The sequence below is a fragment of the Mycobacterium heckeshornense genome, from assembly GCF_016592155.1.
Taxonomy (GTDB): Bacteria; Actinomycetota; Actinomycetes; order Mycobacteriales; family Mycobacteriaceae; genus Mycobacterium; species Mycobacterium heckeshornense.
Genome location: NZ_AP024237.1, coordinates 84,949 through 111,399, shown reverse-complemented (window position 1 = coordinate 111,399; position 26,451 = coordinate 84,949). Strand labels below are relative to the sequence as shown.

The following is a 26,451-nucleotide window of genomic DNA, read 5'->3' as shown; positions in this document are numbered from 1 at the left end:
ATGGCCCGTTGGTCGGATGGATCTGCCGCGCTGCCCTGATCGGATGCACCGGCTGGCGTAACCTAATCGGACGGGTGCACTGCGGTGGCTTTCTTGGCTGCAGCGCCCACCGTCGCAAGATCGGATGCATCGCGATCGATATGTGCTCGCTCCCGTCGCTTCGACGGTTGCCACTTCGACGGCCACCAGTTCCCCTTCCCAGCCAGCACCGCCAGTGCCGGCACAGTGATGGTCCGTACCAGGAAGGTGTCCAGCAGCAGGCCGACGCCCATGACGAAGCCCACTTGGACCATATCGCTCAGACTGGCGAACAGCAGGCCGAACATCGACGCGGCGAAGATCAGCCCCGCAGACGTGATCACGCCTCCGGTCGTGCCCACGGTACGGATGACACCCGATCGAATCCCGTACGGGGATTCGTCGCGAATCCGCGAGATCAACAACATGTTGTAGTCCGCACCGACGGCGACCAAGATGATAAACGCGAGTGCGGGCACGCTCCAAGCAAGTGGTCGACCGCCGATGAACTGGAACACGATAACACCGATACCCAGCGCCGACAGATACGAAAGGATTACCGTGCCAACGAGATACAGCGGCGCCACGACCGCCCACAGCAGCAGTACCAGGATCACGAACACAACCGCAATGGTCATGCCGACGATGAACCACAAGTCATGGTCGTAGTAGTCGCGCATTTCGCTGCCCGTCGGCGTCAGGCCCGCCATTGATATCGACGCATCGGCCAGCGACGTGTTGGGCTGCGCACCCCGCGCTGTGTTGGCAATTGACTTGACCTGATCCATCGCCTTCGTTTCAAACGGCTCCAGCTTCGACTGCACCAAGTAGCGCACCGCATGTCCGTCGGGTGACATGAACACCCCGGCGAGATCTTTGAACCGGCTGTCCGCCATCACCTGCGGTGGAATGTAGAAACCAGCCATGCTCGGCTGCATCGCATTGAGCTTGACGGCCAACAACAAGGCCGCGGCATCGGATAGGCCCCCACCGACCTGCCTGGTCTGGTCAGCTAGTACCCGCACGCCGTCCGCCACCTGCTCGCTTCCGTTGGCTAGGGCGTTGACGCCTTGCTGCACAGTCGCCATCTCGTTCTGCAGCGCGCCGGGGTTGTCGAGGCCTAGGGCACGGATTGTCTGAACCGCTTGACCGAGCGACGCACGAATACCCTGCAGGGTGGCCTCCAAGTCTTGGACGCCGGAGATGGATTGCAGCTGCCGAGCGAGATCGGCGACTGTGTCAAGCTGTCCGCGGTTGCGGTTGTCAACCAGGCGCTGCAGCAGGTCGCGCGCATTGCTGCAGGCCGGATCTCCGGCGCACACCGGGCTGGCATTCAGCCCGGCCAGCACGGGACCGATCATGTTCAACATATCTTCGAGGTTCCCGACGTTCGCCCCCATCGAGTTACCGGCAGAGCGCATGTTCGCGGCCAGCCTCTCAATGTCGTGGAGCGTCTTGGAGCTTGCGACTTGGTTCTCGATGCCGGCGAGTGTCTTAGCGAGACCGCTGACCACCGCTATCGCCTGGCTCACTTGGCTGCGTACGGCGCCGAGACTGTCGGCGAGCTGGCGCGCGCCACTCGTCAGAGCGCCAAGGTCGCCATTCGCGCCGGCGATTCGATTCGCCACGTCCGAAAGCTTGTCGCCGACCACGCCGGCCTGCCAACTCAACGTGGCTTGTTCCAGCGGCTGGCCCGTCGGCCGGGTGATGCCTCGAACCATCGCGATATCAGGCAGCTGACTGACCCGCCGCGCCATCTGCTCGAGGTCCGCCAGGGCCTTGGGTGTGCGCAAGTCATGCGTAGATTGGACGAGAAGGTACTGGGGGGTCATCGAACTCACTGGGAAATGGCGGTCAATCGCCGCGAATCCGAGGTTGCTTTCGGCCGACGCTGGCAAGCTCTTGCGGTCGTCGTAATTGAAACGCATCAGGGTCGAACAAGTGGCCAGGGAAATCAGAATGACCAGACTGGCAACCAGATGCGCGACCGGGCGCCGCACAATGTGAATTCCCGAACGCCGCCAAAACCGGCTAGTGAGATCTTGTTTCGGGGCTATCCATCCGCGACGCCCTGCGAGCACCATGAACGCCGGCAGCAAGGTGACGGCGGCTAGGAATGCCACCGAGATGGAGAGAGCTAGAGCTGGCCCAACCGTGGGAAACAGCGGCATCCGAGCGAAAATCATGCCCAGAAAGGTCACCGCGACAGTAGCTGCGGAGGCGGCGATGACCTTGCCGATACCCGTCAATGCACGCATGACAGCTTGGTCAGAATCCAACCCGCGCCGCAGGTGTTCGTGGTAGCGGCTGATCAGGAATACCGCGTAGTCGACGCCGGCGCCGATCATTATCGCAGTCATGAACACGACCGTCTCCTGCGAAATGCCCAGACCCACATTCGCAAGCCCGGAAACCACTTGCTGCGCGGTCACCATAGATATTCCTATGGTCGCCAGCGGCAGCAGCATGGTGACGGGATTTCGGTAGATCAACAACAAGATCAAGAGCACCATGATGACGGTCGCGGCCGTGATCAAATGCAGGTCGCGCTCCCCGATGTCGGCGAGTTCGACGGCGGTGGCTGGAAGCCCGGCCATTTTCACGGCCAGGTCGGATCCCCGTGGGACCTGCTCGAGCGTCTGCTTGACGAGGTTGGCAACCCGCGCGTAGGCCTCGTTGAATTTGGGTGAAGGATTGTCTCCGGCGATGCCGACCGGTACAAGCCAGGCTTTATTGTCTTTGCTGGCAAAGACTTCACGCAGCGGGGGTGTCGTGATGAAGTCCTGCACTATGACGACGTCGCGGGTGTCCCGCCGCAGCCGGTCGACCAGCGTGCGGTAGACGTCTTCGTCGGCGCGGGTGAGCCCGTGCTCGTTGGTGAGCACCACCAACACGACGTTTTCCGCCTTCGTTTCGTGAAACGACTCGGTCATCTGCCGAGTCGCGACCATCACCGGCGCGTCACTCGGCAGGATTTCTTCGTGGTGTTCGCGGACCACCTGAGTTAAGGGGGCAAACGTCACGGACAGCACGGCCGCCAGCACCACCCACAAGCCGATGACCACCGACGGTCGGCGCACCACGAGGCGCGCCACTCGCAGCAAAATGCCAACGGTCGGCCGCCTATTAGCAGGCTCGCGGCGTAACACCTTGTTTAGCTACCCTTCGCCGGTGACGTGCAATGACGCTATGAGAGCATTCTCTTGTTCGATAGTTGTCGGCTCGGTCGCGTCGTCGGTCTTCGCAATGGAACGGCTCACTGAACCGGAGTGAACTCGAGATGCAATTCCTTGAGGCGCCTGAACAGAAAGGTGCGGTCCCATTTGAGCCGACGAGCGCCTGCCGGGCCGTGCTCGGCCTCTGAAAGCCGAATGTCGGCCATCCGGTCAAGGATTCGTTCCAAGCTCACCCGCACTTCGGCGCGTGCAATCGGGGCGCCCGGACAAGTGTGAACACCACGGCCGAATGCCATGTGTTGCAATATGTTTGGACGGCCGAGGCGGAATTCGCTGGGCTCCTCGAACCGTCGTGGATCGCGGTTTGCCGCGCCGTTCATCACGAGTACGCTGGTACCGGCTTGCACATCGATGTCGCCGATCGTGGTGGTGCGCCGCGCCATGCGGAAATTCGATTTGATTGGGCTTTCGATGCGCAGTATCTCCTCGATAAAGGCGGGGATCTTTGAGTTGTCCTCGCGCAGCTGCTCTTGTAAGTCCGGTCGCTCCGCGAGCATGAGCATCGCGAGACTCAGCAGGTCGATCGTCGTGCCGTGGCCGGCGGCGAACATGAAGGTGGCAACGCGGGCAACGTCAATCGCGTCGGGTGTCGTGCCGTCGGGAAACGTTGCCAACGCAAGCTCGGTGAGGACGTCGTCGCGCGGATTGCGCCGCCGATCTTCGATGTATTCGACGAACCACTCCTCTTTCACGCCAACGAAGCCGCTGCGATCGCCTTCGAGCCTGCTGGCTGTCGCAGCGCGGCGGAATCGCTCACGGTCGGCCTCGGGTACGTCCAGCAGGTCGGTAATCGCGTCGAGCGTGAACGGGAAATTGTAGTCGATGACGATCTCGCACTTGCCCTCCGCGATGAAGCGGTTGAGCTGCTCGTCGGCAAGACGCCACAGGAAGTCCGCGTTGTTCTTGAGCTTCCTCGGCGTGAACAACCGGCTCAACAACGAGCGGTGCGCGGTGTGCTTCGGAGGATCAAATGTTATGAAGTAGTCGCCGAACGTAACCCTCTGGCGGTGCCGCTCGATCAGATCCGAGATGTCATCGCTGTCGGTTTCGATCGGAATCCCAGACCATGGTCCGCTGACTATGTTGCATACCGAGAAGGTCTGGTTGACGTCGCGTTGCACGGCGACGGCCTCGTCGTACCCCGACACCATCACCACGCCGTGCGCCGGCTCACGCCATACCGGGCAACGACGGATCGCGTCGTAGTAGTCGTAGGGGTCATCGACGAGCGACTCCTCGGTGAAGAAGTCGAGGTTCTCGGGTCCACTCACTTCGCCTCGCTATCGTCCCAAAGCCCGAGCAGTTGCAAGTCGGTGACGTATTTGATGATGATCGGCGCCGAGACGTGCGGAATGTTACCGTTGGGGCCGATTTTCGCTTCTCGTACCGCAGCACGGAATCGATCGGTCGTCGCAAGCGCTCCGCGGGTCGGCTCTGCGGGCCGTAACTGATTGGAATTGCGGAACAGCAACTCCAGCACGGTGCCTCGCTGTCGATCCGGCAGGGCACGCAGGGCGGTCTCAAAGCGCTGTACCCATTCCCCAAAGTCACCAATGCGCTGGATCGGGTAACCGGCCTCAATCACCCAGTCGACGTATTCGTCGAGGCCGATGCCGTCGTCGTGCGGGTTCATCACGTGATAGGTCTGAAACCCGTCGAGGGTCTGAGCGCCCAATGTGGCGATAGCCTCAGCGATGAATTCGACGGGCAGCCCGTCGAAGTGCGCGCGCTGCCGGTTGCCGTCGGCGTCGAGCTGGTAGAACGAGCCGGGCGCGATGCCGGTGGCCAACAGGCTCAGCACCATCTGGGTGAACCAGTCCGACACGTTGAGCTGGCCCGCATAGGTGGTGCCGGCCAGGATCATGTCGCAACGAAACACCGTGACCGGCAGGTTGGACAGGTCATGTGCCTCCCGCAGCAGCACTTCGCCGGCCCACTTGCTGTTGCCGTAGCCGTTGCTGTTATCGTTTGTGCGGGCGGGGCTGATGACCCGGATGTCGGCATCCTCGGTGAACGCCGACGGCTCGATCTGATCGCCGACGCTGGCAGTCGACACGTACGTGTAGGGCTTCAGCTTCGTGGTGAGCGCAATGCGGATCAGCTCTGCGGTGCCTACGACGTTGGGCCCGAATAAGTCGCTGTAGGGCAGGTCCCCGCTGACAAGGGCCGCGGGGTCGACGATCAGATCCACGGTCTCGGCCAGCCGCTGCCAGGTCTGCTGGTCTAGGCCCAGGTTGGCTTCGCCCTTGTCGCCGGCGAGGACCTGCAGATGATCGGCAGCCAGTTTCTGGAAGTGCCGCAGCAGGTTGGGGTCGCCGTTGTCGAAGGTCTTTTCCAAGCGTTGGTACGCATCCTCGTCAGACTTTGCCCGGACCAGGCAGATCAACGTGCCGCCGACCAGGTCCATACGCTGCAGCCATTCCAGGGCCAGGTAACGCCCCAGGAAACCGGTCGCCCCGGTCAGCAGCACCGTCCGCACTTCGGCGCTCGGACCTAGCGTCGGTGCGGCGGTCAGTGTCGTGGCGTCGATGAACTTGTCCAGCGTGAGGTCGCGGGCGTGCACCTCGGTGCTGTTGCGGCCGTGCACGGACGCGAAGCTGGGCCCGTTGGCCCGTCTGCCCAACTGCTGGCTCAAGCTTCTGACGGATGGTGCCTCGAATACGGTGCGTACGGAAAGGCTGGCATTCAGGGTGTTTTCGATGGCGGCGACCAGGCGCGTGGCCAGCAGCGAGTCCCCGCCCAGATCGAAGAATGAGTCGTCGACGCCGACCCGCTCCAGGCCGAGTACCTGGGCGTAGATGCCGGCCACGATCTCCTCGACCGGGGTGGTGGGGGCGCGGTAGCCGTCGCCCTGGGTGTATTCGGGTGCGGGCAGGGCGCGGGTGTCGAGTTTGCCGTTGACCGTCAATGGCAGCGCCGCCAACACCACCACCGCGGCCGGAACCATGTACTCCGGCAGCCGCTCGGCCAGCGCGGCGCGTATCTGGACCGGGTCTGCTGTCCCGGTGACATAGCCCACCAGCCGTTTGTCGCCGGGGCGGTCCTCGCGGACGATCACCGCCGCCTGCTTCACCCCGTCCAGCCCGGCCAGGGCGGCCCGGATCTCACCGCATTCGATGCGATAGCCGCGGATCTTGACCTGCTCATCGGCGCGCCCCACATACGCCAGCTGCCCATCGGCGCCCCACCGCACCAGATCCCCGGTGCGATACATCCGTGTTCCAGGGGCTCCCGCGCCGGCGAACGGGCAGGCCACAAACCGCGACCCGGTCAACCCGGCCCGGCCCAGATAGCCAACCGCCACGCCGCGACCGGCCACATACAACTCCCCGACCACACCGGCCGGCACCGGACGCAACCAGCCATCGAGCACAAACAACGCCGCACCGGACACCGGCGCACCGATCGGCGGCACCCCCGATCCCGCCGCCAATGGGGCGCTGATCGCCACACACATCGTGGTCTCGGTCGGGCCGTAGGCGTTGATCATCACCCGCCCCGGCGCCCACCGATCCACCACCTCGGCCGGGCAGGGCTCGCCGGCCATCACCAACGCCACCGACTCCAGCCCCTTAGCCGAGAGCACCGCCACCGCCGACGGGGTCTGGGTCAACACGTTGACCTGCTCGGCAACCAGCACGCCGTGCAAGTCTTCCGGTGAGCCCACCACCGACTCGGGCACCACCACCAGCCGCCCGCCGCGCAACAGCGCACCGAAGATCTCCCACACCGAGACATCGAAGGCATACGAATGACACTGGCTCCACACCCCCGCCGCGGGCAGGCCCGCATCCAAGGACTCCACCAGCTGGGTCACGTTGCGGTGGGTGATCGCCACCCCCTTGGGAACCCCGGTGGTGCCCGAGGTGTAGATCAGGTAAGCAATGTCATCAGGTGCCGGCGCCGGCAGCGCCGTGCTGGGTTGGGCGTCCACAGCGGGGTCGTTGACATCGAGGACCACCACGTCAAACCCGTCCAGCCGCGGGCGCAGCCCCGCCGCGGTGATCACCGCCACCGGCGCGGCATCGGCGAGCATGAACCCGATCCGCTCCCGTGGATGCCCCGGGTCGATCGGCAGATAAGCCGCCCCCGTCTTCAGCACCGCCAAAATCGCCACGATCGCCTCAGCCGACCGCGAAAACCGCAGCCCCACACACTGTCCCGGCCCCGCCCCCTTGTCGGCCAACAGATGCGCCAACCGGTTCGCGCGCTCCTCAACCTCGCGATAAGTCATGGAGCGGCCTTCGAAGGACACCGCCACCGCATCCGGTGTCTGGGCCACCCGCGCGGCGAACAACACCGGAATCGACAACCCGGCCGCCGGCCGCGCCAACACCGCCCGGTTACCGATCTCATCCAACCGGGCACGCTCAAGCTCATCAAGCACATCCACCGACGAGAGCCGCTGCCCCGGGTCGGCGGTCAAAGCCACCAACACCCGCTCCAACCGCTCGATCAGTGCCTCGATGCTCTCCGCGTCGAACACGTCGGTTCGAAATTCCACGTGCCCGTAAATCCCAGCGGGCTCACCGGCATCGGTCCAGCGTTCCTTCAGGAAGAACACCAGATCCATTTTTGCCGCCTGGGTATCCGCCAGCAGCGGCGTGACCTGAAGATCACCCAAACTCAGCCCGGTCGCGGGGACATCGACTTGCCCGGGCAAGTTCTGCCAGGCCAACATCACCTGAACCAGCGGGTGATGGGCCAGGCTTCGGGTGGGGTTGAGCCGCTCCACGAGCACCTCAAAGGGCACATCTTGGTGCTCATAGGCGGCCAGCCCGCGCGCTCGCACCTGGGCCAGCAGCTCGGCCACGGTGGGATCCCCGGCCAGATCGAACCGCAGCACCAGGGTGTTGACGAAAAACCCCACCAGCTCTTCCAGCGCGGGATCGCTTCGCCCGGCGATCGCGAACCCCACCGCCACGTCGCTGCTGGCGCTGAGCTTCGACAGCAGAACCGCAAGGGCGGCGTGCATCACCATGAAACTGGTCGCGTTGTGCTCGCGGCTAACCCGAGCAACTTGCTGCTGCAGCGCCGCCGGCCAGTCCACCGCCACCCTGGCGCCGCGCTGATCAGCCACCGGCGGGTAGGGCCGATCGGTGGGCAGCTGCAGCCGCTCAGGCATCCCGGCCAGCGCCTGCTCCCAATAGGCCAGCTGCGCGGCAATGCCGCTTTCACTGTCATCGAGATCACCAAACTGTGCGCGCTGCCACAGCGTGTAATCGACATATTGCACCGGCAACGGCACCCAGCCGGGGGCCCGCCCCGCGCGCCGGCTGGCATAGGCCACACCTAGGTCACGCACCAGCCGGGTCATCGACCAGCCATCGGCGGTGATTTCGTGCACCACGGCCACCAGCACGTGTTCGTCGTCGCCGACGCGGAAAAGCTGTGCCCGCAACGGGATCACGGTTGCCAGGTCAAACCGGTAGCGCGCCGCCGCGCCAATGGCTTCGCTCAGCTGGCCTGCCGGCCACCCGCTGACGTCAATGACGTCCCAGCCGAAATCGGCCTGCTCGGCGGGCACCACCACCTGCCGCGGTATCCCCTCGACCGCCGGCAACAGCGTACGCAGGCTTTCATGGCGGCCCACCACATCGGCCAGCGCCGCACCGAGCGCGTCGGCATCAAGCGCTCCGCGCAGCCGCAACGCCACAGCCCCGTTGTAGACCGGTGAAGGACCGTGCAACTGGTCGATAAACCACAATCGCTGCTGGGCGAACGACAACGGAATTACCGCCGGCCGCTCACCCGCCAGCAACGGCTCAAGCCGACCCGCCTCCGCGCCGATTCGAGGTGCCAACTGGGCAACCGTGGGTGCCTCGAACACGGCGCGCACCGCAAGGTGAGCATCCAGGGCGGTGTTGACCGCGGCAATCACCCGCATCGCCGACAGCGAATCCCCACCCAGATCGAAGAATGAGTCGTCGACGCCGACCCGCTCCAGGCCGAGTACCTGGGCGTAGATGCCGGCCACGATCTCCTCGACCGGGGTGGTGGGGGCGCGGTAGCCGTCGCCCTGGGTGTATTCGGGTGCGGGCAGGGCGCGGGTGTCGAGTTTGCCGTTGACCGTCAATGGCAGCGCCGCCAACACCACCACCGCGGCCGGAACCATGTACTCCGGCAGCCGCTCGGCCAGCGCGGCGCGTATCTGGACCGGGTCTGCTGTCCCGGTGACATAGCCCACCAGCCGTTTGTCGCCGGGGCGGTCCTCGCGGACGATCACCGCCGCCTGCTTCACCCCGTCCAGCCCGGCCAGGGCGGCCCGGATCTCACCGCATTCGATGCGATAGCCGCGGATCTTGACCTGCTCATCGGCGCGCCCCACATACGCCAGCTGCCCATCGGCGCCCCACCGCACCAGATCCCCGGTGCGATACATCCGTGTTCCAGGGGCTCCCGCGCCGGCGAACGGGCAGGCCACAAACCGCGACCCGGTCAACCCGGCCCGGCCCAGATAGCCAACCGCCACGCCGCGACCGGCCACATACAACTCCCCGACCACACCGGCCGGCACCGGACGCAACCAGCCATCGAGCACAAACAACGCCGCACCGGACACCGGCGCACCGATCGGCGGCACCCCCGAACCACTCTCAAGCCGGCCTGTCATCGTGACGTCCACCGTCGTTTCGGTCGGGCCGTACTCGTTAATCAGTGTGGCGACAGGGGCCCATCGGTCCACCAGTTCTTTTGTGCACGCCTCGCCAGCCGCAATCAGCGTCATGCCTTGCAGTCGGTCTACTGGGAGCGCGGCTAGCGCTGTGGGCGTGAATGCCGCGTGAGAGACGCGCTGCTCGGTTATTAAGTCGACTAATTCTTTGCCCGGAAGCGCTTGGTCATTGACGGGAACCACTGCGGCTGCTCCGGACAGCAATGCGTACCACAGGTTCCCCACCGAAGTATCGAAAGATAACGGGGCAAATTGCAGAATTCGGCTGTCAGGCGTGATGGCGAGACGCTCAATGTGCGTCCTCACGAGGTCCGGAACGCCGCTGTGGGTGAGTGCTACACCTTTGGGGGTGCCGGTGGTGCCTGAGGTGTAGATGATGTAGGCGATGTCGTCGGGTGCCGGCGCCGGCAAACCTGTGCACGGATAGGTCGGGATGCGAGGGTCTTCGACGTCGATGACCAGCAGATCGTGCCCGTCTAACCGCGACCGCAGGTCCTTGGTGGTGACCGCGGCAATCGGCGCGGCGTCGGCGAGCATGAACTCGGTTCGGGCCTCCGGCAGTCCCGGGTCGATCGGCAGATAGGCCGCCCCGGTTTTGAGCACGGCCAGGACCGCCACGATCGCCTCGGCAGAACGGGGAAACAGCAGCGCCACACACCCGCCTGCGCCCACACCATGGCCAGCCAGCAGGTGCGCCAACCGGTTCGCGGTCTCCTCGAGCTCGCGATAGGTCACCGAGCGGCCCCCGCAACTGATCGCCACCGCCTCCGGGGTACGCGCCACCTGCCCGGCGAATAGCACCGGAATCGACACCCCGGCCGCCGGCTGGGCCAGCACAGCGCGATTACCCCACCCATCTAGGCGGACGTGCTCAGCGGCATCGAGCAGATCCACCGAAGAGAGCCGCTGCCCCGGGTCGGCGGTCATCGCCACCAAAACCCGCTCCAACCGCTCGATCAGCGCCTCGATCCTGTCCGCGTCGAACACGTCGGTTCGAAATTCCACGTCTCCGTAAATCCCGGCGGGCTCACCGGCATCGGTCCAGCGTTCGGCCAGGGTAAATGTCAGATCCATGCGCGCCCACTGGGTTTCCGCCGGCATCTGGGTAACCCGCAGATCACCCAAGGCCAACCCGGCGGCGGGATCGCTGGTCTGTCCGGGGAAGTTCTGCCAGGCCAATACCACTTGGACCAGCGGGTGATGGGCCAGGCTTCGGGTGGGGTTGAGCCGCTCGACGAGCACCTCGAAGGGCACATCTTGGTGCTCGTAGGCGGCCAGGCCGCGCGCTCGCACCTGGGCCAGCAGCTCGGCCACGGTGGGATCTCCGGCCAGATTGACCCGGAGCACCAGGGTGTTGACGAAAAACCCCACCAACTCATCCAGCGCACGGTCGCCCCGCCCGGCGATCACGAACCCCAACGGCACATCGCTGCTGGCGCTGAGCTTCGACAGCAGAACCGCCAGCGCGGCCTGAACCACCATGAAACTCGTCGCGTTGTGCTCGCGGGCCACCTCGCGTACCCGCTGCTGCAACTCCCCCGGCCAATCCACCGCCACCTTGGCGCCGCGGTAATCGGCAACCGACGGGTACGGCCGATCGGTGGGCAACTGCAGCCGCTCGGGCAAACCGGCCAGCGCCTGCTCCCAATAGGCCAGCTGCGCGGCAATGCGGCTTTCACTGTCATCGAGATCACCAAACTGTGCACGCTGCCACAGCGCGTAATCGACATACTGCACCGGTAATGGCGCCCAGCCGGGGGCCCGCCCCGCACACCGGCTGGCATAAGCCACCCCCAGATCGCGCACCAGCGCGGTGATCGACCAGCCATCCGCACCGATGTGGTGCACGACGGCCACCAGGACGTGTTCGTCGGCGGCGACCCGGAAAAGCTGTGCGCTCAACGGGATCTCGGTTGCCAGATCGAACGTGTAGCACGCCGCTGCGTTAACGGCCTCACCCAGCCGGCTTTCCGGCCAGCCGGTGGCATCAGTGATCTGCCAGCCGAAGTCGGCCCGCTCACCAGGGACAACCACCTGCTGGGGTGTTCCCTCGACCGCCACAAGCAGGGTGCGCAGGCTTTCATGGCGGCCCACCACATCGGCCAGCGCCGCACCGAGCGCGTCGGTATCAAGCGCACCGCGCAGCCGCAACACCGCCGGTATGTTGTAGACCGGTGAAGGACCCTGCAACTGGTCGATAAACCACAACCGCTGCTGGGCGAACGACAACGGAATTACCGCCGGCCGCTCACCCGCCACCAACGGCTCAAGCCGACCCGCCTTCGCGCCTATACGGGGCGCCAACTGGGCAACCGTGGGTGCCTCGAATACGGTGCGTACGGAAAGGCTGGCATTCAGGGTGTTTTCGATGGCGGCGACCAGGCGCGTGGCCAGGAGCGAGTCCCCGCCCAGATCGAAGAATGAGTCGTCGACGCCGACCCGCTCCAGGCCGAGTACCTGGGCGTAGATGCCGGCCACGATCTCCTCGACCGGGGTGGTGGGGGCGCGGTAGCCGTCGCCCTGGGTGTATTCGGGTGCGGGCAGGGCGCGGGTGTCGAGTTTGCCGTTGACCGTCAATGGCAGCGCCGCCAACACCACCACCGCGGCCGGAACCATGTACTCCGGCAGCCGCTCGGCCAGCGCGGCGCGTATCTGGACCGGGTCTGCTGTCCCGGTGACATAGCCCACCAGCCGTTTGTCGCCGGGGCGGTCCTCGCGGACGATCACCGCCGCCTGCTTCACCCCGTCCAGCCCGGCCAGGGCGGCCCGGATCTCACCGCATTCGATGCGATAGCCGCGGATCTTGACCTGCTCATCGGCGCGCCCCACATACGCCAGCTGCCCATCGGCGCCCCACCGCACCAGATCCCCGGTGCGATACATCCGTGTTCCAGGGGCTCCCGCGCCGGCGAACGGGCAGGCCACAAACCGCGACCCGGTCAACCCGGCCCGGCCCAGATAGCCAACCGCCACGCCGCGACCGGCCACATACAACTCCCCGACCACACCGGCCGGCACCGGACGCAACCAGCCATCGAGCACAAACAACGCCGCACCGGACACCGGCGCACCGATCGGCGGCACCCCCGATCCCGCCGCCAATGGGGCGCTGATCGCCACACACATCGTGGTCTCGGTCGGGCCGTAGGCGTTGATCATCACCCGCCCCGGCGCCCACCGATCCACCACCTCGGCCGGGCAGGGCTCGCCGGCCATCACCAACGCCACCGACTCCAGCCCCTTAGCCGAGAGCACCGCCACCGCCGACGGGGTCTGGGTCAACACGTTGACCTGCTCGGCAACCAGCACGCCGTGCAAGTCTTCCGGTGAGCCCACCACCGACTCGGGCACCACCACCAGCCGCCCGCCGCGCAACAGCGCACCGAAGATCTCCCACACCGAGACATCGAAGGCATACGAATGACACTGGCTCCACACCCCCGCCGCGGGCAGGCCCGCATCCAAGGACTCCACCAGCTGGGTCACGTTGCGGTGGGTGATCGCCACCCTTGGGAACCCCGGTGGTGCCCGAGGTGTAGATCAGGTAAGCAATGTCATCAGGTGCCGGCGCCGGCAGCGCCGTGCTGGGTTGGGCGTCCACAGCGGGGTCGTTGACATCGAGGACCACCACGTCAAACCCGTCCAGCCGCGGGCGCAGCCCCGCCGCGGTGATCACCGCCACCGGCGCGGCATCGGCGAGCATGAACCCGATCCGCTCCCGTGGATGCCCCGGGTCGATCGGCAGATAAGCCGCCCCCGTCTTCAGCACCGCCAAAATCGCCACGATCGCCTCAGCCGACCGCGAAAACCGCAGCCCCACACACTGTCCCGGCCCCGCCCCCTTGTCGGCCAACAGATGCGCCAACCGGTTCGCGCGCTCCTCAACCTCGCGATAAGTCATGGAGCGGCCTTCGAAGGACACCGCCACCGCATCCGGTGTCTGGGCCACCCGCGCGGCGAACAACACCGGAATCGACAACCCGGCCGCCGGCCGCGCCAACACCGCCCGGTTACCGATCTCATCCAACCGGGCACGCTCAAGCTCATCAAGCACATCCACCGACGAGAGCCGCTGCCCCGGGTCGGCGGTCAAAGCCACCAACACCCGCTCCAACCGCTTTACTAAATCGCGGACATCACAATCCGAAAGCCATTGTCCAGCACCCGCGGTCTCACTCGTCGTCGCGCTCGGCTGCGTGCTGAGAAATAGCCGATCGCCGTCCTTGAAAAAGTCCATTCCGAACTGATCAACGAGGTTAGTATGAGTCAAAGTCCCCGTTGCCGTAGCACCAGTAAGCTTCGCCATATGTGTAGTCGGAATGAAATTAATAATTACACGATTCGGCGTCTGCGCGGAGTTGCGGAGACGTGCCTTATTCTCAAGTTCGTGCACTGGGAAACGCTGATGCTGCAGCGCCTCCCGCAGTCGCGTGTCGACATGTTGACAAAAACTAGCAACCGCAGACCCGGGCAAGGCTTTAAACACCAGCGGGACGAACCCGGTGACCATTCCGGGCACCGTCTGTGTCTCCGGACGCACACGCCTGCTTACCGGAAAATCGAGCACCACGTCCGAACTCTCGACGTCGCACCCATGCAGCAGCAGCGCGCACGCCGCAGTGATCACCGACGAGCGACGCACCCCCAACGTCTGCGACGTTCGTTTGATCCCGGCGACAACGGCAGGGTCCAATTCAACCGGTGCAGAAGGCTCATATTGATCACGCCTGTCCGCGGCGGCCGCTAACCGATAACGCGGTTCGCTTTCCGGCGGCAGGTTCCTCGTCCAATAATCCTGATCATCGAGATAATCGGTGGAGGCTTCGTATTCTAACTCGCAAGCAATGAGATCACCCAGCGACCCGAAGAAAGCAGGGGGAATCGGCGTGCACGAAGCCATGGCACTATAGACAACTGCGATCCGATGACAAACAAGAGCAAGGCCGATTCCGTCAGCCACTATATGATGGCAGCACACGAAGAAATACCATTGATCTACCCGTGTCTGCAACAACGCAAATTTGAACAGCGGGCCATTAAGCGGCATCACCGTGCACTGGATCGAGGATGTTAGCCGATAGGCTTCCCGGACAGGATCCTGCGAACCCATGAGGTCGTGGCGAGCAAGCTCAACACCCGGGTAATCAACCGTCTTCTGGAAAACCTGGCCGTCCACCTGGAAAAAGGCGGATCTAAATGGTTCGGCCTCGTGCACCACTTGACGGATCGCGCGCTCAAACAAGTCGGGCTCGAGCGCGCCGTCGAGTCGCACAAGATAGCCCAGTTGCCACCTCGCACCGAAGCGACCCGTTTCTTGTGCAAGCCATATAGCCAGCTGCCCCCGCGTGAGCGGAAACACACGATCAGTTAGCCGCGTCCCCATCGAAGTGCCCTCTCAGCCGAAGCAGATTTATGAGTCAAACGCCTGACCCCGCGCGGCCTCTCGCGCAGACTCTTCGGCCGTATATCGGTCCAGTTGTGTTCGATGTAGTCCAGACACGCCGCGCGGTCCGCTTCGCCGTAAACCACCCGCCACCCGGCGGGCACGTCAGCGAAGGAAGGCCACAGGCTGTGTTGCTCCTCGTCGTTCACCAAGACGAAGAAACTGCCATTGTCGTCGTCGAACGGATTGACGCTCATCGGTTCTCCAGACCGTCTAGTCGACACGAGTGGAACCGTTCCAAACCAGCTGAAGCGTCGCGTCGGTGTGCGGCGTGTCGGTAGGGACGTACGACGTCGGCACCGACCAGCACGGCCAGCAGTGCCGTCAGAGAAGGTGTAGCCATCGTGAAACCATCACGTCCCGTTCGCCTCGGGGGTGAGCCTCCTCCTGGAGTGTCGGCGTGCGCACGAGTAGTGCACTACCTGTTTCCTGCTCAGGTACTTTGCGGCCCGCCCGGCCACGCTCTCCCGACTGCGTGTCATTCGCGGCAGCGTATGGGCCCCTTGAGCTGGTGTCAGCACATTTGACATAGGTAGAGTGGTTGGGGCGCGCAGATAGAGTGGTAGGCGAAGCAGCCTGTAGTTGCTGAAGCAGCTTCGCCCTTCACGCGCTGGTTCTTGACCATGACGTCGATCACTTCACCGCCAGACCGCTGCCGATCCGCTCGGCATCGAAGTAGGCCAGGAACTGATGGCGGTGGAAACTTTCGCGGATGCTCTCAGCGCTAGCAAGTCAGGTTGTGGGCGATCGCCGTGCACAACACCCAGGCGGAGTTGGCGCCGAAGTGTCCCGAGGGCAGATGGGCCAGGGGTCCGTCGATCAGGTCGGCGAACACAGTCTCGATGATCGCGTGCTGGCGGTGGGTGATGTCGGCCTCAGCGACCGGCAGGTCGGTGTTGGTGAAGAACGGGTGATAGCGCCACACCGGGAACAGCGCGTCGGGAAAGCGGGCATCTTTGACCCGGCGCACGATCAGTCGGGCAGTGATCGCCTCGGGGGTGGATGCGAAGACGGTATAGGCGATTTCGGCGATTTCGGCGATTTCGGCGACTTCGGCATCTGAGATCCAGGCACCGGTGTCGGGATCAACCACCGCACCCGGATATCGCACCGGGGTCCAGGCAGCCTCGTCGATGGCGGCGATTGCCCGCTCGATCGCGGCGTTGCGGGTCATCGCCACCGAGAACCGCGCGCCGCGGCGCATACAGGTACCCACCACCGCGCGTGAGCCGAACGCCGAATCGCCGCGCACCAGGATCGTGGCGTCGGCGCTGATGGCGCGGGCGGTGCTGATCGCCTGGGCGACCATCCGTGCCGCACCCTTGGCCGAGTTGGCCCGCCCAGCACGCAACCGCAACCCGGCGATTACCGGCGCACAGCCCGCGGTGCTGATCGTGGTCGCCAGCGGCGAGAGCCCCTTGCGCAGGATCTGCGTCCCGGAGATCTTGGTGTGCCCGTAGGAGGCGCCCTGTTTGGCGTGCCCGTAGACCGGTCGTAGGAGCGAATCAATGTCGATGAACATCTGCTCTAGGGCGCCGGGCAGCAGATCGACCCGTTCACACAACGCCACCAGGTGCTCGCGCAGCACCGACTCGAGTTGGCGGGCATGACCAAAAGTGAACTCCCGCAACAACTTCCCGACCGTCGAGGGTGCATACACCCCGTCGAACAGCGTCTTCATCCCCCCGCTGCGCAGCACGTCGACGTCATCGATGCAGTCCGCGCCGGCACACATGCCGGCCACCACGGTCGTCAGCTTCGGGGCCGCGTTGGCCGCCCCAGAAGCGATCCGTGATTCAACGATGCGGACCTTCTCATCGAGCATCTGCGAAAGGCCGGTCTGCTCGGCCAACGTCATCACCGGTACCAGCCCCGCACACGACACGAGACGATCGTCATCGAACACCGCAGAACCCGCGCCGAACTTGTGGGACACTTTCACCGACAGTGCCTTTCTGAACTGGACCGATTGATGCGTAGCAACACCAATCATCCCAGCTCAGAAGGCACTTTTATCGTTCCGACACCCCCACCAACGAATTCACATCCGTGGATCGAGGCTAAGTGGTTCCGCTCGTAAATTCGTTGGGGTTCGTAACCACGCGGTCGGGTCACCCAGGTAGAGGCCACAGGCGGTGTCGAGAGCGTCTTCGGGTGGGCCTGCTGTGTGGCCGGTGGGCAGTACCGAGTCTTGGTAGCCGTTCTTGCTGGCCAGATAGATCGCGAAGCCCCAGCGGGCGGCGGATCCGCCGTAACGCAGCCGCATCAGTGGTATGCGATCACCGTCGCAGAGGCGGGCGGCGACGTAGGCGAAAGCACCGCGGAAACGCACGTCGACATTGTCGAGCTGGGGCCATCGTTGCTGTGCATGGGCGGACAGGCGTTGTTGCAGGGAGGTTTTCGTCGATGCGGGGGTGCGGCCATGGTCAGTGATCGTGCCCGACCGCGTGTCGCTGGGCAACGAACCAGGTGTGATGGGTGAGGCTGAAATGACCAGTGTTATTGATTTGTCATCGTCGCCTCGTGGAGTCACCTGCCATGCCGCCCGCCGACCGGATCACGTTGACCGGGTCGCAGCGCCGCCAACTGCGCCGCCTGGTGCGGACCGGACGCACCGAGCAACGCCTGGTCACGGCGGGCCAAGACCGTCCTCGCCGCGGCCGACAGAACCCCCGACGAGATGATTGCTGTGTCGCTGCGGGTGTGTGAGGACACCGTGGGCAAATGGCGGCGCCGGTGGTTCGCGGCACCGGGGGTGGCCTCGCTGGGCGACGCGAAACGATGCGGGCGCCCGCCGGTGTTCACCGCGGTGCGGGTCGCGCAGATCAAGGCGGCCGCGTGTATCCCACCAGCTGATGCCGGGGTGCCGCTCTCACGCTGGTCGTGTCCGAAACTGGCAGGCCATGCCGTCGCCAACGGGATCTGCGAGTCGATCTCAGCGCCCACGGTCGGCCGATGGCTGCCCGAGGACGCGCTCAAGCCCTGGCAATACCGGTCGTGAATCTTCATCACCGATCCCGACTTCGCCGTCAAAGCGCAGCGGCAACGGGCCTGGATGGACGTCTTCTCGTCGGTGGAGATCACATTAATCGTTGGAACCCAGCGGTTTTCATCCCACACTGCCACCCGGGTCTTCGGCCGCTGCCAAGACAACACTGGCATCGAACCATTCGGCCGCCTTGTCACCCAGATCATGACCCAGGAGCCCTACGCGTCGGCCGAGCGGGTGTTCTGGATCGTCGACAACGGCTCGTCGCACCGCGGCCAAGCCGCTGTCGATCGGCTCGCCACGCAGTTCCCCAACGCGATCATGGTGCACACCCCGGTGCACGCGTCCTGGCTTAATCTTAATCAGATCGAGATCTACTTCTCGATCGTTCAACGCAAAGCGCTCTCGCCCAACGACTCACCGACCTCGACGTCGTCATCGACCGCCTCAACGCCTTCGAGACCCGCTAGAACCAGGCTGCGCGGCCGTTTACCTGGAAGTTCACCACCACCGACCTCGACGAACTGCTGACCAGGCTCGACAACCACCGATCCCAGCACAATCCGATCCAACCCCGAGCGGCCTGAATGCCACCCCCGCCGAACTTACGGGCGCGACCGCTAAGCTCAAGGGCGGCACACGGACCGCTCTCGACGGCATCGGAAGGCATTAGTGCAGGTCACCAGCGTCGGACATGCAGGCTTCCGGATCGAGACGCATGCGGGCAGCCTCTTGTGCGATCCCTGGGTCAACCCGGCCTACTTCGCGGCATGGTTCCCGTTCCCGGACAACAGCAGGTTGGACTGGGGCCAGCTGGGCCAATGCGACTACCTGTACATCTCGCATCTGCACAAGGACCATCTCGATGCGAAGCTGCTCGCGGCCCACGTCAACAAAGACGCGGTGGTGCTGCTACCGGACTATCCGGTGCCGGACCTGCGCGGTGAGCTGGAAAAGCTGGGGTTTCACCGGTTCTTCGAAACGACCAACTCGGTCAAGCACCGCGTCGACGGGCCGAAGGGGCCGCTCGACGTGATGATCATCGCGCTGCGCGCACCGGCCGACGGGCCGATCGGCGACTCGGCTCTAGTAGTCTCCGACGGCGAGACCACCGTGTTCAACATGAACGACGCCCGGCCGGTGGACCTGGATGTCCTGCCTTCGAAGTTCGGCCACGTCGACGTCCACATGCTGCAGTACTCCGGCGCGATCTGGTATCCGATGGTCTATGACATGCCCGCGCGGGCCAAAGCCGCGTTCGGCGCGCAAAAGCGGCAGCGTCAGATGGACCGGGCCCGCCAGTACGTCGCGCAGGTCGGTGCCAGCTGGGTGATCCCGTCGGCGGGGCCGCCGTGTTTCTTGGATCCCGAGCTGCGCCATCTCAACGACGACCGCGGAGATCCCGCCAATATCTTCCCGGACCAGATGGTGTTCCTAGACCAGATGCAGACCCACGGCCACGACCGCGGCCTGCTGATGATTCCCGGTTCGACCGCTGACTTCACTGGCGCGCAATTGAATTCGCTGAGTCACCCGCTGCCTACCGACCAGGTCAAGGCGATGTTCACGACCGGCAAGGCGGCCTACATTTCCGACTATGCAGCCCGGATGGCGCCGGTGATCGCGGCCGAGAAGGCCAGCTGGGCACCCGAGGATGGTGAGCCGCTGCTCGAACCGCTGCGCGCGCTGTTCGAGCCGATCATGTCGGCAAGCGACGAGATCTGCGACGGGATCGGCTACCCCGTCGAGCTGCGGCTCGGCACTGAGACCGTTGTGCTGGACTTTCCGAAACGGACGGTGCGCGAGCAAGTTCCGGACGAAAGATTCCGCTACGGATTTGCGATTGCACCGGAGCTGGTGCGCACCGTGCTGCGCGACAACGAGCCGGACTGGGTCAACACGATCTTCTTGTCCACGCGATTCAAAGCCTGGCGGGTCGGCGGCTACAACGAGTACCTCTATACCTTTTTCAAGTGTCTGACCGACGAACGCATCGCCTATGCTGACGGCTGGTTCGCCGAGGCGCACGATGACACCGCCTCGATCCTGTTGGACGGCTATGAGATTCAGCGTCGGTGTCCGCATCTGAAAGCGGACCTGTCGAGATTCGGTGTGGTGGAGGGCAGCACCTTGACCTGTAACCTGCACGGCTGGCAGTGGAACTTGGACACCGGGCGCTGCCTGACGGCCCGCGGTCACGAGCTTCGGTGCAGCCGGCTGTGAGCGCGACACCGGGCGATGCCTACGACGACGGCCTGGTCCAGCTGGACCGTGAGGCGATTACGTTGCGTCGCTATCACTTTCCCTCGGGCACGTCGAAGGTCATTCCGTTGAAGACGATCCGCGGGTACAAAGCCGAGCCGCTGGGCTTGTTTTGGCACAGGTTTCGCATCTGGGGCAGCTCGGACCTGCGCCGATGGCTGCCCCTGGATGTGCGTCGTCCGCTTAGGTCAACGTTGATCACACTCGACGTTCCAGGCACCCGGCCTCGCCCCGCGTTCACACCAGCCAACCCGAAGGAGTTCACGGCGCTGCTCGACGAGTTGCTGAGGCAGGTTGACTAACGCGAGCGACCGATGTCGGCCAACGCCTGGTGTGCGGCGTTGTAGCCGGGGATGAATGTTATCCCGGGTCCGCCGTGGCAACCCGCGCTCGCCAGGTAAAGTCCATCCACCGGAATTGGCTGGCCCAGAAAGCCTTTCGGGCCGGGCCGGTTCGGGCCGATCTGGTTCGGGTTCAACAACCCGTGGCAGTAGTCGCCGTCCGGCGCGCCGAACATGGTACCCATGTGGCGTGGGGTGAACGTGGTGTGCCGGATGATGCTGCCTTCGAAATTTGGTGCCAACCGAGTGATCTTGTCAATCACCCGCTGGCCCATCTCGACTTTCATCTGCCCGTAGGAACCCGGGCCGCCTTCGATCGGGAACCACAGCGCGAACGCCGACGCAGCCTGTTTGCCCGGCGGCGCGAGTTGTGGATCGCGCACCGACGGAATCTGCAGCACCACGGTTGGGTCGGTCGGCACGATGCCGCGGCGGCATTCCTCCCACTGCTGCTGCACTTCTTCCGGCGTGTTGAAAATCCCGATGGACGCCTGCATTTCAGGATCGTTGAGCATCTCGTAGGGTGCGGCGAATTGTAGCGGCTCGTCCAGCGCGAAATGCATTTGCAAATAGCTGCCCCGGTGGTCGATGCGTGCGTAACGGTCACGGATGCCGGCGGGCAGTGCGGCCGGATCGACCAGCCGGTTGATGGTCAGGTCCGGGGCGATGGCGGACACGACGACCGGCGCGGTCAGGGCCTCCCCCGCCTCAGTGCGTACCCCGCGCACCCGACCGTCGTCGACGGCGATCTCGGTGACCTTGGTGCGCAGCCGCAATTCGCCGCCGTGGGTTTCGAACTGCTCTCGCAGATGCGACGTGAGCGCTCCGATGCCGCCGCGTAGCTTCTTCATCAGCACGCTGGCGGTATCGGGGACACCGAGCCCGTAGGCCAGCGCGGCCGCACTGCCCGGTATGGCCGGCCCCCGATACAGCGTGTTGACCGCCAGCACCGTGAACGAGCCGCGCAAGGCGCCGTGCTTTTCCCGGTCCGGCAGGTATCGGTCGAGGACGTCGGTGACCGAGCCGAACAGCATGTCGTCGATTGCGGCCCGCTCGAATTCGTTGGTGGCGCAGGCGAACATCTCGTCGAGGGTTTTCGGCGGCGCGCCAGCCTCGAACCGGCCCAGCGCGCGCGTCGGAGCCTGACTCCAGGCCAGCAGCCCCGCCATGCCGTTGACGGCGTCGGCGCCGTGCACGTCACCGAGGTGGGCGAGCAGCTTGACCGGATCGGTGTACTGGACGACCGGATCGTCACCGACCCCGCGCAACGCTACGGACATGACCTCGGCGTCGACGGTCGGCAAGGTGTCCAGCCCCAGTTCCCGACTCACCGTCGCCGCGGTCGGGAACTGCACCGAGCCGGCGATCTCGAATCGGTAGCCGTCGAACAACTCGACCGTCGATGCCATGCCGCCCGCATAGCGCTTGGCCTCCAAACACACCGTGCGCAGCCCCGCACGCTGCAGAATTACCGCCGCGGTGAGCCCGTTGTGCCCGCCACCGATGACGATCGCGTCGTAGTCGGCCATCAGCTCCGCCTTCGCTCAGCTCTGCTGCGCAGGCTGGCATGGCCGACGTCGTTTTGTCAATTGTGACAAAACGAGCCGCCTCGCTAAGGCCTCGGGATGCCGTCTGCAAGCCACCCCAGCGCGGCATGAGAAAGCCGGGCAAGCTCGGCGAGCGATCGGTCCTGGCTGACCATCCAGAGCTCGAGCGCGCCGAATACCGCGGCGGCGATGCAGCGCGCGGTCACCGTGGCCCGCAGCCGTTCGTCGACGGTCGTCGCGCCCGCACGCCGGCCCAGGTGCTCGGCGACGGCGTCGGCGAAGTCCGCTTCCACCTGCCGGATGTGGCGAACGATCCGGCTCGGGTCGAGCTCGGTGCTTCGCAGCGCAGCGATTTTTGTCACGGCCTCGACGTCATACGGAAACGCGAAGATGGCCGACTGCACCGATTCGATGATCGGCTCGTCGGCGGGCCGGGCGGCCAACGCGGCCCGAAACCAATGCAGTCCGGCGTCGTAGTCGGCGAACAGCAGATCGTGTTTCGAGGAGAAGTGGCGATAAAACGTGCGCAGCGACACCCCGGCGTCCGCCGCGATCTGCTCGGCCGATGTCTCCTCGAAACCCTGGGCCAAAAACCGCACCATCGCGGCTTGCCGCAACGCCTCCCGGGTGCGTTCGCTGCGCGCGGTCTGCGCGGGCCGGGCCATGTCAGTACGCTACCTTTCGCGCGTTCTGTCAATATTGACAAAACTAGTCGAGCGTGGTGACGTTGCCGGCATGGTCTCCCTCGTCGTCCACGCGCTGCTGGGCCTCGCGGTGATCGCCTGGATCGTCACCTCGAACCCGCTCGTGTTCGCCAGGCCGTCATCCGGGCCACTGTTGTCGGCGCTGGAGTGCGCCTACTACCTCGTCGGCGTCGTATCGGTGGCGCTGGGCTGGTACTTCAATATCCGGTTCGTGCACGACTATTCGGCCGGGTCTAAAAACCCGATCTGGGGCCCCGGCAGCTGGTCGGACTACATCCGGTTGATGTTCACCAACCCCGCGGCCAGCTCGGCAAGCCAGGACTACACGATCGCCAATGTCGTTTTGCTGCCGCTGTTTACGATCGTCGACGGCTACCGGCGGGGGCTGCGGCGGTCGTGGCTGTTTTTCGTGTCGAGCCTGTTCACCAGTTTCGTGTTTGCGTTCGCGTTGTACTTCGCCACCGTCGAGCGGGCGCGCCGCCACGAGCAATCGAGTCAAGCTGTGCGGGCTTAAGGCGCCAGCACCTCGGTGCCCACGAACGGCACCAGCGCATCGGGCACCCGCACGCTGCCGTCGGGTCGCTGGTGGTTCTCCAGGATCGCCACCAGCCAGCGGGTGGTGGCCAGGGTGCCGTTGAGGGTCGCCGCGATCTGCGGCCTGCCGTCGGCGTCGCGATAACGCGTCGCCAGCCGGCGCGCCTGGAAGGTGGTGCAGTTCGACGTCGACGTGAGCTCGCGGTAGGCCTGCTGGGACGGCAGCCACGCCTCGCAGTCGAACTTGCGGGCCGCCGACGACCCGAGTTCACCTGCGGCCACGTCGATGACACGATAGGGCACCTCGATGCGGGCCAGCATGTCGCGCTGCCAGCCCAGCAGCCGCTGGTGTTCGGCCTCGGCGTCGTCGGGCGCGCAGTAGACGAACCCCTCCACCTTGTCGAACTGATGCACCCGGATGATGCCCCGAGTGTCCTTGCCGTAACTGCCCGCTTCACGGCGAAAACACGACGACCAGCCCACGTAGCGCAGCGGCCCGGCCGACAGATCCAGGATTTCGTCGCTGTGATAGCCGGCCAGCGGCACCTCGGAGGTGCCCACCAGATACAGGTCGTCGGCTTCGATGCGGTACACCTCTTCGGCGTGCGCGCCGAGAAAACCGGTGCCCGACATCACCTCTGGGCGCACCAGCACCGGCGGGACGATCGGGATGAACCCGTTGTCGACGGCCAGCCGCAGGGCCAGCTGCAGCAAACCGAGCTGCAGCAGCGCGCCGCGGCCGGTCAAAAAATAGAACCGGGAGCCCGACACCTTGGCGCCGCGCGCCATGTCGATCAGGCCCAGTGATTCGCCGAGTTCCAAATGATCCCTGGGGTTTTCGATGCCAGCAGGCTCGCCGACCACGTCGAGGACCGTGTAGTCGTTTTCTCCGCCCGCGGGCACACCGTCGAGGATGACGTTCGAGATGGCCATGTGCGCGGCGGTGAAGGCCGCCTCGGCGTCGGCTTGCACAGCCTCCGCGGCCTTGACCTGCTCGGCTAATTCTTTAGCGTGCTGCAGCAGGGCCGGCCGTTCCGCGGCCGACGCGGCGCCCACCTTTTTGCTGGCGGCCTTCTGTTCAGCGCGCAGCGAATCGGCCCGGGAGATCGCCGTCCGGCGGGCGGCGTCGGCGGCAAGCAGCACGTCAACCAGGCCCGGGTCCTCGCCGCGGCTGATCTGGGAACGGCGTACCGCCTCGGGGTCGTCGCGCAACAGCCTCAGGTCGATCACGACCCGACCCTACTTTCGACCCAGGCCGCCGGACACAGGCCGGCGGTCCCGGCCGACAACAATGCCACGCCTGCATCATCAGTCACTCGTTCGCTGGGTCCGTCGCGGGCCTGTCAGAATGGAGCGGATGCTGGACGCACCCGAGCGGGAACATCCCACCGCCGAGCAGCCGCAACGTCGGTCGGCGCGGTTCGAGTGGTTGTACACCTTGCACGCCTCATCGACCAGGCGCGCGCTGTTACTGACCGCTCTCGGTGGCCTGCTGATCGCCGGCGTGGTGACCGTCGTTCCCATCGGCGGCGGCCGCCCCGGTCGGTTCGCCGGCTACATCGACCCGGTGCCGAGCACCGGCACCAAGGGCAATGACGCGTTCAACCACGCCACCAGCGGTAACTGCCTGATGTGGCCGGATCGGGTACCGGAGGCCGCGACGATCGTCGACTGCAAGGACGAGCACCGGTTCGAGGTCGCCGAGTCCGTCGACATGCGCACCTTCCCCGGCTCGGAGTACGGGCCCGACGCCGCTCCCCCGTCGGCCGCGCGCATCGAACAGATCAGCCAGGAGCAGTGCGAGGCGGCGGTGCGCCGCTACCTCGGCACCCGGTTCGACCCCAACAGCAAGTTCAGCATCAGCATGCTCTGGTCGGGTGACCGGGCGTGGCGGCAGTCCGGTGAACGCCGCCTGCTGTGCGGCCTGCAACTTCCCGGCGCGGACAACCAGCAGATCCCGTTCAAGGGTAAGGTGGCCGACCTCGACCAATCCAAGGTCTGGCCGGCCGGCACGTGCCTGGGCATAGACCTGTCGACCAACCAACCAACCGACGTCCCGGTCGACTGCGCCGCGCCGCACGCCATGGAGGTCACCGGCACGGTCAACTTGGCCGAGAGGTTCCCCGGCGCCCTGCCAGCCGAGGCCGAACAAGACACCTACATCAAGGACACCTGCACCCGGCTTACCGACGCCTATCTGGCTCCGGTGCAGCTACGCAACACCACCCTGACCCTGATTTACAGCACCATCTCCTTGCCCAGCTGGTCGGCCGGCAGCCACGAGGTGGCGTGCAGCATCGGCGCGACGCTCGGCAACGGCGGCTGGGCTACGCTGCTGAACAGCGCCAAGGGGCCGTTGCTGATCAACGGCCAGCCGCCGATCCCGCCGCCGGAGATCCCACCGGAGCGGCTCAATCTGCCGGCCATCCCGGTGCCCACCAATGCCGCCACGGCACCGGCCACCCCGCCGACCCAGCAGCGGCAGGGCAACGAGCATCTGCCCAACCAGCCCGCCGCCCCGCCCGCCCCACCGGCAGCGCCGGCCAACCCGCCAGCCGCACCCGCGAACCAGCCACCGGCGCCTGCGCCCGGTGCCGAAGCGCCACCGCCGCCCGCGGCTCCAGAGGCACCACCTCCGCCGCCTGCACCGGAAGCACCGCCGGCACCGCCACCGCCCGCTCAACCCGCACCGGGGGCCTAACCG

General features: G+C 65.3%; 13 protein-coding genes and 2 pseudogenes. 5 read left to right on the top strand and 10 right to left on the bottom strand.

The window, feature by feature from the left end; genetic code table 11:
• Positions 1 to 62: 62 nt before the first annotated feature.
• The 6 genes and pseudogenes from MHEC_RS00485 to MHEC_RS00455 all read right to left on the bottom strand — a co-directional run bounded on the left by MHEC_RS00485 (position 63) and on the right by MHEC_RS00455 (position 17,831).
• The gene (locus MHEC_RS00485; protein WP_236591520.1) at positions 63 to 3,083 is read right to left on the bottom strand and encodes an MMPL/RND family transporter; all 3,021 of its coding nucleotides are present in this window, start codon (positions 3,081 to 3,083) and stop codon (positions 63 to 65) included.
• Between the two features lie 191 nt (positions 3,084 to 3,274).
• Positions 3,275 to 4,525: a cytochrome P450 gene (locus MHEC_RS00480; RefSeq protein ID WP_048893765.1), complete on the bottom strand. Its 1,251-nt coding sequence runs from the start codon at positions 4,523 to 4,525 to the stop codon at positions 3,275 to 3,277.
• Positions 4,522 to 15,310, bottom strand: a pseudogene (locus MHEC_RS24760) (amino acid adenylation domain-containing protein). Before MHEC_RS24760 ends, MHEC_RS00480 begins: the two are co-directional and overlap by 4 nt.
• Entirely contained in the window at positions 15,295 to 15,567 is a 273-nt protein-coding gene (locus MHEC_RS00465; RefSeq protein WP_048893814.1) for an MbtH family protein, read from the bottom strand. The pseudogene MHEC_RS24760 and the gene MHEC_RS00465 overlap by 16 nt, the downstream one beginning before the upstream one ends.
• A 536-nt stretch (positions 15,568 to 16,103) precedes the next feature.
• Positions 16,104 to 17,312, bottom strand: a pseudogene (locus MHEC_RS00460) (IS1380 family transposase); the annotation flags it as partial.
• Positions 17,313 to 17,411: 99 nt separating this feature from the next.
• Entirely contained in the window at positions 17,412 to 17,831 is a 420-nt protein-coding gene (locus tag MHEC_RS00455; protein ID WP_236591463.1) for a hypothetical protein, read from the bottom strand.
• A 219-nt stretch (positions 17,832 to 18,050) separates the two neighbouring features.
• Here MHEC_RS00455 and MHEC_RS23835 point away from each other — a divergent pair, with 219 nt between their 5' ends.
• Positions 18,051 to 18,371 carry a helix-turn-helix domain-containing protein gene (locus MHEC_RS23835; protein WP_048893927.1) on the top strand — a complete coding sequence of 107 codons (321 nt, stop codon included), beginning with the start codon at positions 18,051 to 18,053 and terminating at the stop codon, positions 18,369 to 18,371.
• A 377-nt stretch (positions 18,372 to 18,748) separates the two neighbouring features.
• Here MHEC_RS23835 and MHEC_RS23825 read toward each other — a convergent pair whose 3' ends face one another.
• The gene (locus tag MHEC_RS23825) at positions 18,749 to 18,919 is read right to left on the bottom strand and encodes a hypothetical protein (RefSeq protein WP_236591546.1); all 171 of its coding nucleotides are present in this window, start codon (positions 18,917 to 18,919) and stop codon (positions 18,749 to 18,751) included.
• A gap of 112 nt (positions 18,920 to 19,031) precedes the next feature.
• On the opposite strand from MHEC_RS23825, the gene MHEC_RS00445 reads away from it, so the two are divergent.
• Both MHEC_RS00445 and MHEC_RS00440 read left to right on the top strand, forming a co-directional pair.
• Positions 19,032 to 20,582, top strand: a complete 1,551-nt coding sequence (locus tag MHEC_RS00445) for an MBL fold metallo-hydrolase (RefSeq protein ID WP_048893734.1) — start codon at positions 19,032 to 19,034, stop codon at positions 20,580 to 20,582.
• A complete protein-coding gene (locus MHEC_RS00440) occupies positions 20,579 to 20,923 on the top strand; it encodes a hypothetical protein (protein ID WP_048893735.1) in 345 nt (114 codons plus the stop codon). Before MHEC_RS00445 ends, MHEC_RS00440 begins: the two co-directional genes overlap by 4 nt.
• Here the strand turns inward: MHEC_RS00440 and MHEC_RS00435 are convergent.
• Together MHEC_RS00435 and MHEC_RS00430 are read right to left on the bottom strand one after the other, a co-directional pair.
• On the bottom strand, positions 20,920 to 22,491 hold the full coding sequence (locus MHEC_RS00435) for a phytoene desaturase family protein (protein WP_048893733.1): 1,572 nt from the start codon (positions 22,489 to 22,491) through the stop codon (positions 20,920 to 20,922). The two genes, MHEC_RS00440 and MHEC_RS00435, sit on opposite strands and share 4 nt — an antisense overlap.
• A gap of 83 nt (positions 22,492 to 22,574) precedes the next feature.
• The gene (locus MHEC_RS00430) at positions 22,575 to 23,174 is read right to left on the bottom strand and encodes a TetR/AcrR family transcriptional regulator (RefSeq protein WP_048893732.1); all 600 of its coding nucleotides are present in this window, start codon (positions 23,172 to 23,174) and stop codon (positions 22,575 to 22,577) included.
• Between the two features lie 70 nt (positions 23,175 to 23,244).
• Here MHEC_RS00430 and MHEC_RS00425 point away from each other — a divergent pair, with 70 nt between their 5' ends.
• Positions 23,245 to 23,727: a DUF2834 domain-containing protein gene (locus tag MHEC_RS00425; RefSeq protein ID WP_048893731.1), complete on the top strand. Its 483-nt coding sequence runs from the start codon at positions 23,245 to 23,247 to the stop codon at positions 23,725 to 23,727.
• On the opposite strand, the gene serS is transcribed toward MHEC_RS00425, so the two are convergent.
• Positions 23,724 to 24,977 carry a serine--tRNA ligase gene (serS, locus tag MHEC_RS00420; RefSeq protein ID WP_048893730.1) on the bottom strand — a complete coding sequence of 418 codons (1,254 nt, stop codon included), beginning with the start codon at positions 24,975 to 24,977 and terminating at the stop codon, positions 23,724 to 23,726. The two genes, MHEC_RS00425 and serS, sit on opposite strands and share 4 nt — an antisense overlap.
• 118 nt (positions 24,978 to 25,095) lie before the next feature.
• Between serS and MHEC_RS00415 the strand changes: the two genes are divergently transcribed.
• Entirely contained in the window at positions 25,096 to 26,448 is a 1,353-nt protein-coding gene (locus tag MHEC_RS00415) for a septum formation family protein (protein ID WP_201399391.1), read from the top strand.
• Positions 26,449 to 26,451 lie beyond the last annotated feature (3 nt).

What these genes read in the sequence shown, in the direction of transcription:
- MHEC_RS00425 (WP_048893731.1), top strand. Translation starts at nt 23,245, where the DNA reads ATGGTCTCCCTCGTCGTCCACGCGCTGCTGGGCCTCGCGGTGATCGCC.
- MHEC_RS23835 (WP_048893927.1), top strand. Translation starts at nt 18,051, where the DNA reads ATGATTGCTGTGTCGCTGCGGGTGTGTGAGGACACCGTGGGCAAATGG.
- MHEC_RS00435 (WP_048893733.1), bottom strand. Translation starts at nt 22,491, where the DNA reads ATGGCCGACTACGACGCGATCGTCATCGGTGGCGGGCACAACGGGCTC.
- MHEC_RS00415 (WP_201399391.1), top strand. Translation starts at nt 25,096, where the DNA reads ATGGAGCGGATGCTGGACGCACCCGAGCGGGAACATCCCACCGCCGAG.
- MHEC_RS00465 (WP_048893814.1), bottom strand. Translation starts at nt 15,567, where the DNA reads ATGAGCGTCAATCCGTTCGACGACGACAATGGCAGTTTCTTCGTCTTG.
- MHEC_RS00430 (WP_048893732.1), bottom strand. Translation starts at nt 23,174, where the DNA reads ATGGCCCGGCCCGCGCAGACCGCGCGCAGCGAACGCACCCGGGAGGCG.